General features: G+C 71.0%; 9 protein-coding genes. All 9 read left to right on the forward strand.

Annotated features, from left to right (window positions below; translation table 11 throughout):
* Positions 1-47: 47 nt before the first annotated feature.
* Complete coding sequence (gene rodA / locus E1265_RS27240; RefSeq protein ID WP_132933648.1) at positions 48-1,244, forward strand: rod shape-determining protein RodA; 1,197 nt, start codon at positions 48-50, stop codon at positions 1,242-1,244.
* Between the two features lie 238 nt (positions 1,245-1,482).
* On the forward strand, positions 1,483-2,238 hold the full coding sequence (locus E1265_RS27245; protein ID WP_132933649.1) for an MBL fold metallo-hydrolase: 756 nt from the start codon (positions 1,483-1,485) through the stop codon (positions 2,236-2,238).
* Positions 2,239-2,258: 20 nt separating this feature from the next.
* Positions 2,259-2,987, forward strand: coding sequence for a ribonuclease PH (gene rph, locus E1265_RS27250; RefSeq protein ID WP_132933650.1), 729 nt, complete (start codon positions 2,259-2,261; stop codon positions 2,985-2,987).
* Positions 2,988-2,996: 9 nt separating this feature from the next.
* Positions 2,997-3,377, forward strand: a complete 381-nt coding sequence (locus E1265_RS37330; protein ID WP_165953898.1) for a hypothetical protein — start codon at positions 2,997-2,999, stop codon at positions 3,375-3,377.
* A 159-nt stretch (positions 3,378-3,536) separates the two neighbouring features.
* Positions 3,537-4,604: a LacI family DNA-binding transcriptional regulator gene (locus tag E1265_RS27255; RefSeq protein ID WP_243741141.1), complete on the forward strand. Its 1,068-nt coding sequence runs from the start codon at positions 3,537-3,539 to the stop codon at positions 4,602-4,604.
* On the forward strand, positions 4,601-5,974 hold the full coding sequence (locus E1265_RS27260; RefSeq protein WP_243741142.1) for an extracellular solute-binding protein: 1,374 nt from the start codon (positions 4,601-4,603) through the stop codon (positions 5,972-5,974). The genes E1265_RS27255 and E1265_RS27260 overlap by 4 nt, the downstream gene beginning before the upstream one ends.
* Positions 5,975-5,984: 10 nt before the next feature.
* On the forward strand, positions 5,985-6,881 hold the full coding sequence (locus E1265_RS27265) for a sugar ABC transporter permease (RefSeq protein ID WP_132933651.1): 897 nt from the start codon (positions 5,985-5,987) through the stop codon (positions 6,879-6,881).
* Positions 6,878-7,789: a carbohydrate ABC transporter permease gene (locus E1265_RS27270; protein WP_132933652.1), complete on the forward strand. Its 912-nt coding sequence runs from the start codon at positions 6,878-6,880 to the stop codon at positions 7,787-7,789. Before E1265_RS27265 ends, E1265_RS27270 begins: the two co-directional genes overlap by 4 nt.
* A gap of 41 nt (positions 7,790-7,830) precedes the next feature.
* Positions 7,831-9,927, forward strand: a complete 2,097-nt coding sequence (locus tag E1265_RS27275; RefSeq protein ID WP_132933653.1) for a beta-galactosidase — start codon at positions 7,831-7,833, stop codon at positions 9,925-9,927.
* The last annotated feature ends 146 nt before the right edge of the window (positions 9,928-10,073 follow it).

The raw sequence follows: 10,073 nt of genomic DNA on the forward strand, positions 1-10,073 counted from the left end.
CCCCGGCGCAGAGCGGGGAGCACGGCGGAACACATAGTGTCGGATCCGTGACCGTACGCAGTTACTCCTCCCTCAAGGCCCCCACGGAGCGCACCGTGTGGACACGCCTCACGCGGCGGGACTCGTTGGCGCGGCGGCTGGACTGGACCCTGCTCGGGGCCGCCGGGATCCTCTCCCTCATCGGCACGCTGCTGGTGTACTCCGCGACCCGCGGCCGGACCGATCTCAACAACGGCGACCCGCAGTACTTCCTGCTCCGCCACATCCTCAACCTCACCATCGGCGTCGGCCTCGCCTCCGTCATGGTGTGGCTCGGCCACGTCCGGCTGCGCAGCGCCGCGCCCGTGCTGTACGTCCTGTCGGTGCTGCTGTCGCTGGCCGTGCTGTCGCCACTCGGCTCCACGGTGAACGGCTCCCGCAGCTGGATCCAGCTCGGCGGCGGCTTCGCGTTCCAGCCGTCCGAACTGGTCAAGGTGGGCGTGATCCTGGCCATGGCGATGCTGCTCGCGGCGCCGCTGGAGAACGAGGCGCGGCCGCGGCCCGACACCCGGGCGGTGCTGCAGGCGCTGGGGATCGCTGCGGGTCCTGCCGTGCTGATCCTGCTGACCCCGGACGTCGGCCAGACCATGGTGATCGCCGCCATCGCGCTCGGCGCGCTGCTCGCCTCAGGCACCGGCCGGGCCTGGATCCTGGGGCTGCTCGGCCTCGGCGTGCTCGCCGCCCTCGCGGTCTGGCAGGCGGGGCTGCTCGACGAGTACCAGATCAACCGGTTCGCCGCGTTCGCCAACCCCGCGCTCGACCCGGCGGGGGTGGGTTACAACACCAACCAGGCCAGGATCGCCATCGGCTCCGGCGGCCTCACGGGCCAGGGCCTGTTCCACGGCAGCCAGACGACCGGACAGTTCGTGCCCGAGCAGCACACCGACTTCATCTTCACGGTGGCCGGCGAGGAGCTCGGCTTCGTCGGCGCGGGGTTCGTGATCCTGCTGCTCGGCGCGGTGCTGTGGCGCGGCTGCCGGATCGCCATGCACGCCCCCGACACGTACGGGACGATCGTCGCGGTGGGGATCGTCACCTGGGTCGCGTTCCAGACCTTCCAGAACATGGGTATGGCGCTCGGCATCATGCCGGTGACCGGGCTGCCGCTGCCGTTCCTCTCCTACGGCGGCTCGTCCATGTTCGCGATCTGGATCGCCGTCGGGCTGCTGCTGGCCATCCACGTCAGGACCCGCAGCCGGCTGTGACCGGCTCAGCGCCGGCGGCCCCGACCGCGGCGCCCGCCGAGGCGTCCCGTGCCGTCCAGGACCGCCGCCACGAGGCCGAGCAGCGCGACGCCGGCGAGCGCCAACCACCACACTCCGTCCACGTGTGCGACGGTACCCCGCGCTGGTGATTCCGCCCACACCGCGGCACGCACAAGGCGCGGTCCGGTCCTTTGCGACTTAGAGTCGTTCGAACCCCACTACGGAGGTTCCCCTCTTCATGAAGCTCACCGTCGTCGGCTGCTCGGGGTCATTCCCGTCCGCGGACTCGGCCTGTTCCTGTTACCTCATCGAGGCCGAGGGCTACCGGCTGCTCCTAGACATGGGCAATGGCGCCCTCGGCGAGCTACAGAAGTATGTCGGCCTCTACGACATCGACGCGATCGCGCTCAGCCATCTCCATCCCGACCACTGCATCGACATGTGTGGTTACTTCGTGGCCCGTTACTACCGGCACGAGGGCGGCCGCTGCGATCCGGTGCCGGTCTACGGCCCGGCGGGCACCGAGCACCGGCTCACCACCGCGTACGACGACACCCCGTCCGAGAAGTCGATGAGCGAGGTCTTCGACTTCCACACCCTGGCCTCTGGCGACACGTTCACGCTCGGCCCGTTCACGGTCACCGCGGGGCGCGTCACCCATCCGGTGGAGACCTACGGTTTCCGGATCGAGCACCGGGGCCGCGTCTTCTGCTACTCAGGGGACAGCGGCCGCTGCGACTCGCTCGCCGAGCTCGCCACCGGCGCCGATCTCTTCCTGTGCGAGGCCTCGTTCACCGACGGCAAGGAGGACCTGCCAGAGGTGCACCTCAACGGCCGGCAGGCGGGGGAGTGCGCCCTGCGGGCCGGCGCCGAGCGACTGGTGCTCACCCACATCCCGCCGTGGACGGACGCCCAGGTCAACCTGTGCGACGCCAAGGCCGTGTTCGAGGGTCCGGTCGAGCTGGCCCGACCCGGGGCGGTCTACGAGGTGTGAAACGCCGTAGGCTCGCGGGCATGTCACGAATCGACGGCCGCGCGGCCGATGAGCTCCGTCCCGTCCGGATCGAGCGGGGCTGGAGCAAGCACGCCGAGGGCTCCGTCCTCGTCTCCTTCGGGGACACCAGGGTGCTGTGCACCGCCAGCGTCACCGAGGGGGTGCCGCGCTGGCGGCGCGGCAGCGGCGAGGGCTGGGTGACCAGCGAGTACGCCATGCTGCCGCGCGCCACCAACACCCGGGGCGACCGGGAGTCGGTGCGCGGCAGGATCGGCGGCCGCACCCACGAGATCTCGCGACTGATCGGCCGTTCGCTGCGCGCCGTCATCGACTTCAGGGCGCTGGGCGAGAACACCTTCGTGCTGGACTGCGACGTGCTGCAGGCCGACGGCGGCACCAGGACGGCCGCGATCACCGGCGCCTACGTGGCGCTGGCCGACGCGGTGGCCTGGGCGCAGCGCGAGAAGCTGGTCAAGCACCGCTCCCAGCCGCTGACCGGCACGGTCTCCGCGGTCAGCGTGGGCATCGTGGGCGGGGTGCCGATGCTGGACCTCGCCTACGAGGAGGACGTCCGCGCCGAGACCGACATGAACGTGGTCTGCACCGGCGACGGGCACTTCGTGGAGGTGCAGGGCACGGCCGAGGGCAAGCCGTTCGACCGCTCCGAGCTCAACGCGCTGCTCGACCTGGCGGTGGCCGGCTGCGCCCAGCTCGACGTGGCGCAGCGTGCCGCCCTCGCCGAGGGGTAGGACCAGGGTGTGAGCGGAATTCGAGCAAGGGCGGCCGTGGCCGTGGCGGCGATCGCGGCGACCGGTTTCGGCGTGGGGTGTGACGTCCAGCAGGCGGTGGACTGCGCGCGGATAGCGGTCTCCATCACCGGCAATCTCAACGACCTCCAGCAGGCGGTCGACGCGGGCGACGTGGACGCGTTCGACGCCGCGCTGGACGACCTCGACCAGAACGTGGCGGATCTGCACGGCGTCGACGGCGCGGACGCGGAGGAGGCGGCCGAGTCGGTGGCCGCCGCCGCCGACACCATCAGGGCCTCAGGCGAGGGCGAGGGGGGCGGCCAGATCGAGGTGGACCTGGCGCCGCTCGGGGACGCGGTCTCCGCGCTAAGCGGGGTGTGCTCCGAGTGACCCGCGGGGCCCGTCCGGCCCCGCCCCTCTCGTTCGACCACTCGAACGCATTGCAGAATCTCGAACCGATACCTTGACGCGGCCCGAAACAGCTCCTTAACGTGTCGAATCACCCGGTTGACCACGTAGTCAACCACCGTGCCGGCGGAGGAGCTAGACGTGGCAGGTCGGGTCTCGATGCGAGAGATAGCCCAGCGGGCCGGCGTCTCGCAGAAGACGGTCTCGCGCGTCGTGAACGGCGAGCCACACGTCAGCCAGGCCCTGCGTGAGCGGGTCGAGCGCGAGATCGCCCTGCTCGGCTACCTGCCGGACGCCAGCGCCCGCGCCCTCGTCACCCGCCGCTCCCGGCGGATCGGCATCGTCACCAGCGACACCGGCTACTTCGGCCCCGCCTCCGTGCTGCGGGGCCTGGAGCGTGCCGCCAGGGACGCCGGCTACTTCGTCAGCGTGGTGCACGCCGACGACCGCGACCCCCAGGAGACCGCCAGATCGGTGCGGCACCTGGTCAGCCAGGGCATGGAGGCCATCGCCGTCTCCGCGCCCGTGCTCGGGGTGGTCGACCAGCTGACCGGCGTGCCCGCCGGCGTCCCCGTGCTGCGCATCGAATACCCGGAGGGCCGCCCTGAGCCGGGCGTGATCCGGGTCGGCAGCGACGACGTCAGCGGCGCCCGCGAGGCGACCGCGCACCTGCTGGCCCTCGGCCATCGCACCGTGCACCACATCGCGGGACCGCCGGCCTGGTCCGTGACCGGCCGTCGGATCAGCGGCTGGCGGGCCGCGCTGCGCGCCGCCGGCGCCCCCGAGCCGCCCTTCGCGCACGGCGACTGGAGCGCGGCCGCCGGCTGCCGGATCGCGCTCGAACTGATCGAGGACCCGGACGTCACCGCGCTGTTCGTGGCCAACGACCAGATGGCGATCGGCGCCATGTACGCCGTCCAGCGCTCGGGCCGCCGGGTGCCGGAGGACGTCAGCGTGGTCGGCTACGACGACATCCCCGAGGCCGCCTACCTCTCCGTGCCCCTGACCACGGTCCGGCAGGACTTCACGGCGATGGCCGAACAGGGCATGCGACGCCTGGTCGCCGCCGTGAGCGCCGAAGGCCCCCCGGCGGGGCCGTCCGACGACGCGCTGATCCCCGGGACCTTCGTGGTCCGGGAGAGCACCGCACCACCAGCACGCCCCAGCACCCGACGGGCAGCGCTGCCCGAGAACGGGGGACGACCATGACCCAACGCATCCCACCACCTCCCCGTGGCATGTCCCGCCGCGGACTGCTGCGCCTCGGCGGCGGCGTCGGCGCGGCCGCCCTGCTCGGCGGCGCGCTGAGCGGCTGCGGCCGGGCCGCCAACGCCGAGTCCGTCACCTCGGGCGCCGTGAACCTGGCGTTCTGGACCCACGACCAGGCGTACGTCGACTTCTTCGAGACCGCGGCCCGCAACGCCGAGGCCGCCGGCGAGAGCCCGTTCCGCTGGCACCTCGAACCCACCAGGGCCGGCGCCCAGGACGTGGTGACCAAGACCATCGCGCAGGCCATCGCCGGCCGCGGGACCCCGGACGTCGCCGGCCTGGAGATCGGCAGCTTCCCCCGGTTCCTGCGCGGCGAGATCGCCGCCGAGCTGATCGAGCCGCTGGAAGGCCACATCGGCGCGGACGTCCGCGAGGACCTGCTGCCCTCGCGCACCGCGCCGTTCACCAAGGACGGCCACCTCTACGGGCTGGACTCCGACGCGCCGCTGGTCGTCTACTACTACCGCGAGCCCGAGTTCGCCAGGGTCGACCTCCCGACGGACGCCGCCACCTGGGACGAGCTGGCCGAGGCCGGGCGCCGTGCCCACGAGCGGCACGACGTGGCCATCGGGGCGGTCGCGGTCGGCAGCGACCTGGGCCAGGTGGTGCAGATCTTCGACATGCTGCTGATGCAGCGCGGCGGGCGGCTCTTCGCCGAGGACGGCACCCTGACGATCGAGACCCCGGAGGCCGAGCAGGCCCTGGCCTTCCTGGTCCGCGGCGTGCAGGAAGGTTTCATCACCACCGTCTCCGACTTCTACGGGCCCGCCATGCAGGCCGCCCTCAAGTCCGGCGAGCTGATCGGCCAGTGGATGGCCACCTGGTACAAGATCTACGGCCTGATGCCCAACGTGCCCGAGCAGTCCGGGCAGTGGCGCATCCGCCCGCTGCCCGTCTTCCCCGACGGCGGCTCCCGCACCTCGTTCACCGGCGGCACCGGCTTCGCGGCGCTGCGCGGCAAGCGCAACACGCTCGCCGGCGTCGAGCTCGTCAAGTACGCCTACCTCACCCCGTCCGAACAGATCCGCCGCTACGTCGACCTGGGCTACCTCCCCACCAGGCGCTCCGTCTTCGACGACCCGCAGCTGCTGCGGATCGAGGACGAGTACTGCGGCGGCCAGCGCATGTTCGAGGTCTACCGCGAGGTCGTCGACGAGGCGCCGGTCTTCTACCTCAGCGCCGACAAGCCGATCCTCGACACCGTCCTCAGCGGCCACCTGCTGCGCGCCTACCGCGGCGACGCCACGCCGGCCGAGGCCCTGCGGAACGCGGCCGAGGACTTCCGCGGCCAGACCCGGAACCACGATTGAGGTGCCACCGATGACGTCACTCCAGGCCACGCCGGCGCGCAAGCGCCGCCAGCTCGCGCCCTACGCCTTCATCGCGCCCTTCTACGTGCTGTACGGGCTGTTCATGGTCGTGCCCATCGGCACCGCGGTCTACCTCTCGATGACCGACTGGGTCGGCCTCGGCACCCCCGAGTTCGTCGGTCTGCGTAACTTCGCCGACCTGGCCGGCGACACCAGTTTCCACAAGGCGCTCGGCAACTCGCTGGTCTTCGTGCTGGTGAGCCTGTTCATCATCGTGCCGGCCGCGCTGCTCATCGCCCAGGCGCTCAACACCAGGGGACTGCGCGCCCGCGACCTGTTCCGGGTCACCTTCTTCCTCCCCATGGTGATCTCGCCCATCGTGATCGCCCTCGTCTACAGCCTGGTCTTCGACCGCCAGTACGGGCTGCTCAACTCCGTGCTACGGGCCCTGTTCGGGGCCGGCAACACCGACTGGCTCGGCGACCCCACCATGGCCAAGGTCTCCGTCAGCTTCGTGCTGCTGTGGCGCTGGGTCGGCTACCTCACCATCTTCTTCCTCGCCGCCCTCCAGGCCGTGCCCCGCGAGCGCTACGAGGCGGCCGAACTCGACGGCGCCGGCGTGCTGCGGACCTTCACCTCCGTCACGCTGCCCGCCATCCGGCCGGTGACCGCCTTCGTCGTGGTCACCTCGTTCATCGGCTCGGCCCAACTCTTCGACGAGCCCTACCTGATCACCGGCGGTGGGCCTGGCGAGGAGACCCTGACCATGGCCATGTTCGTCTACCGGGCCGCCTTCGAACGCCAGCAGTTCGGCTACGCGGCCGCGGCCGGCCTCGTCCTCTTCGTCATCGTCTTCGGGATCAGCCAGATCCTGAACCGGCTGTTCTCCATCGGGAGGATCTCATGAGCGCCGTCGCCAGTGCGCGAGACCGTCTTCTGGGAGGCGCCGCCACCCCGCCGACCCCGCCGGCCACCAACCGCCCGATCCGGCGCTACTCACGCTCCGGCCGGGTCCTGCTCTACCTCACGCTGAGCGCGCTGCTGCTGGTCTTCGTCGCCCCCATGCTGTGGGCGCTCAGCGGCTCATTCAAGCCGCGCGGCGACCTCTTCGAGTACCCGCCGAAGCTGATCCCCTCCCCGGCGACCCTCGACAACTACCGCAACTTGCTGGACAGTCAGCCGTTCTGGAGCTGGTTCGCGATCAGCGTGATCACGGCCGCCGCCGCCACCGCCGTCGCGGTCTTCGTCTGCGCGCTCGCCGGATTCGCCTTCGCCAAGTACCGGTTCGCCGGCAAGCGGCTGCTGTTCTCCGTGATGTTCAGCTCGCTGTCGGTGCCGTTCGCGGTGATCCTCGTGCCGCTGTTCATCCTGATGGTGAAGTCAGGCCTCTCCAACCCCTGGTTCGCGCTGACCGTGCCCTGGGTGGCGCCGGCCTTCGGCATCTTCATGATGCAGCAGTACATCATCCAGTCGGTGCCCGACGAGATCCTCGAGTCCGCCCGGATGGACGGCGCCAGCGAGTTCGGTATCTTCCTGCGCGTCGTGCTCCCGCTGCTGCGGCCCTCGCTCGGCGCGCTGGCCGTCTGGCAGTTCCTGCAGAGCTACAACCACTTCATGTGGCCACTGGTCCTGATCTCCAACACCGACCAGTACACCCTCCCGCTCGGCCTCAACATCCTCTTCAAGGCCGAGGCACGCCAGTTCGACCTGGTGCTGCCCGGCGCCGTGCTGGCCTCCGTGCCGACCATCCTGGTCTTCCTGCTGCTGCGCAAGCAGCTGCTCGAAGGCCTGTCCGCCGGAGCCGTCAAGGGCTGACCGCCGCCCAAACCGCGAGTCCGTAAGGAGAAGGACCTACCATGCCCAAGCTCCCCGACCGGGTGCTCTTCGGCGCCGCCTACTACCACGAGTACCAGCCGACCCCCCGCCTCGAAGCCGACCTCGACCTCATGCGGGAGGCCCACTTCAGCGTGATCCGGGTCGGCGAGTCCGTCTGGTCCACCTGGGAGCCGGAGAACGGGGTCTTCGACCTCGACTGGTTGCAGCCCGTGTTGGACGGCGCCCACGAACGCGGCATCCGCGTCGTCCTGGGCACCCCCACCTACGCCGCGCCGCCCTGGCTCGCCCGCACCTACCCCGAGATCAACGCCGAACGCCGCACCGGACAGCCGATGGGCTGGGGCGTTCGCCAGGAGATCGACTACACCCACCCCGCGTTCCTCTTCCACGCCGAGCGGATCATCCGCAGGATCGTCGCCCGCTACGCCGACCACCCCGCGATCATCGGCTACCAGGTGGACAACGAGCCCGGCAACGAGATCTTCCACAACCGCGGCGTCTTCCAGCGCTTCGTCGACCACCTCCGCCACACCTACGGCTCCGTCGAGGAGCTCAACGAGCGCTGGGGCCTCACCTACTGGTCGCACCGGCTGTCCACCTGGGCCGACCTGTGGACGCCGGACGCCAACGGACAGCCGCAGTACGACCTCGCCTGGCGCCGCTTCCAGGGCTCGCTCACCACCGACTTCATCGGCTGGCAGGCCGACATCGTCCGCGAGTACGCGCGCGACGACCAGTTCGTCACCACCTGCATCTCCTACCCGCGCCCGACCGTCAAGGACGACGACCTCACCCGCCGCCTCGACATCACCGCCGGCAACCCCTACTACCGGATGCAGGACTCCCTCGAACTCCCCAGGGCCGACACCGGCGAGCAGGGCTGGGCCACCGACGGCACATGGGCGCTCTACCAGTCCGCCGACCGCATGTACTCCTCCCGGCAGGAGCCCTACCTGGTCACCGAGACCAACGCGCAGGCCATCAGCGCCCCCTGGATCAACGAGCCGGCCTACGACGGCCAGTGGCGCCAGGCCGCCTGGGCGCTGGTCTCGCGCGGCGCCACCATGATCGAGTACTGGCACTGGCACACCCTGCACTTCGGCACCGAGACCTACTGGGGCGGCATCCTGCCGCACAGCCAGGAACCGGGCCGGGTCTACCGCCAGCTCGCCGAACTCGGCGCCGAGTTCGAGAAGGCCGGCGAACTGGCCGCCGGCCTCACGCCCGACGCCGATGTCGCCCTCGTCTACTCCACCGACACCAAGTGGGCGCTCCAGGAGACGCCCATGCTCCCGGACGCCCGCCGCGGGCCCGACCACGCCTCCTACGAGGCCGTGTTCGGCGCCTTCTACCGCGGCGCCTTCGACGCCGGCCTGCAGAACCGCATCGTGCACACCGGGCAGCTCTTCGCCACCGACCCGGCCGAGTACGCCGCCCGCCAACCGGTGCTGGTCGCCGCCGCGCTGCTCATCGCCACGGACGACGAGCTGCGCTGGCTGGAACGGTACGCGGCGGCCGGCGGCCACCTGCTGCTCGGCATCCGCACCGGCTACGAGGACGAGGAGGCCCGCGCCCGCCTGGAACGCAAGCCGGCCTTCCTGACCGAGGCGGCCGGCGTCTGGTACGACGAGTTCTCCACCATCGACCGCCCGCTGTCCGTGATCGCCGCGGCCGACTCCCCGCTGACGCTGCCTGAGGACGCGCGCGCCACCCGCTGGATCGACGGCCTCCAACTGGCCGGCGGCGAGTGGCTCGCCTCCTACGCCCACCCGCACTTCTCCCGCTGGCCGGCCGTCACCACGCGCGCCCACGGCGCCGGACGCGTCACCTACGTCGGCACCGTCCCCGACCCGGCGCTCGCCGGGGCGGTCCTCGCCTGGGCCGCGGGGGACCGGCCCACCGCGTGGCGGCCCAACGCCGACACCCAGACCGTCACCGGCGCCACGGCCAAGGACGGGACCCGCCTGCGGTTCGTCCACAACTGGTCCTGGCTCCCGAGCGAGTTCACCCTGCCGGCCGCTGTCCGCGACGTCCTGTCCGACACGGACCTCGCCGCGGGCGAGGCACTCCGCCTCGGCCCCTGGGACGTCCGCGTCCTCGCCGAACGCGACGCCTAGCCGCAATGCCAGTGACTTAGGGGTCGATTCGCGCGTCTGACCTGCGGGAACGTCGCCCTACGGCGCTCTCGAGAGCCATAAAGTCACCGGTATTGCTGTCTCATATACACAGCTGACGCTGCCGACGACTTAATAGGTGTAGATTA

This window comes from Streptomyces sp. 8K308, from assembly GCF_004348315.1.
Lineage (GTDB): Bacteria > Actinomycetota > Actinomycetes > Streptomycetales > Streptomycetaceae > Streptomyces.

Coding starts and splice junctions, on each gene's coding strand:
- E1265_RS27260 (WP_243741142.1), top strand. CDS start 4,601: ATGACCCAACGCATCCCACCACCTCCCCGTGGCATGTCCCGCCGCGGA.
- E1265_RS27265 (WP_132933651.1), top strand. CDS start 5,985: ATGACGTCACTCCAGGCCACGCCGGCGCGCAAGCGCCGCCAGCTCGCG.
- E1265_RS27270 (WP_132933652.1), top strand. CDS start 6,878: ATGAGCGCCGTCGCCAGTGCGCGAGACCGTCTTCTGGGAGGCGCCGCC.
- E1265_RS27245 (WP_132933649.1), top strand. CDS start 1,483: ATGAAGCTCACCGTCGTCGGCTGCTCGGGGTCATTCCCGTCCGCGGAC.
- rph (WP_132933650.1), top strand. CDS start 2,259: ATGTCACGAATCGACGGCCGCGCGGCCGATGAGCTCCGTCCCGTCCGG.
- E1265_RS27275 (WP_132933653.1), top strand. CDS start 7,831: ATGCCCAAGCTCCCCGACCGGGTGCTCTTCGGCGCCGCCTACTACCAC.